Raw genomic sequence first — 389 nt, forward strand, 5'->3', positions numbered from 1 at the left:
TGACCGTCACCCTGTCGAACGGTTCGACCATCACCATCGCGGCTGGCGAAACCGTCGGCACCGTGAACGTGCCTACTGCGGCGAATGACGTGTACAACAATGGCAGCACCGTCAGCACCACCATCACTGGTGCAACGGGCGGCAACTTCGAAAACCTGGTGCCAAACACCACGCCAGCAGTCACCACCATCACCGACTCGGTCGACAACACCGGTCTGACCCTGACCGCGACCAACAACATCGTTGAAGGCGGCCAGATCACTTACACCGCGACCCTGACCAACCCGGCCCAGACTCCGGTGACCGTCACCCTGTCGAACGGCTCGACCATAACCATAGCCGCTGGCGAAACCGTAGGCACCGTGAACGTGCCGACTGCGGCCAATGAC

Annotated in this window: 1 protein-coding gene; it reads left to right on the forward strand. The window is 61.4% G+C overall.

What is annotated here, in order from left to right:
* The coding region (locus V6F91_RS27225) for an immunoglobulin-like domain-containing protein (RefSeq protein WP_332769948.1) at positions 1–389 on the forward strand (389 nt) is incomplete at both ends.

Origin of the sequence: Pseudomonas koreensis, assembly GCF_036668835.1 — a bacterium.
Lineage (GTDB): Bacteria > Pseudomonadota > Gammaproteobacteria > Pseudomonadales > Pseudomonadaceae > Aquipseudomonas > Aquipseudomonas koreensis_I.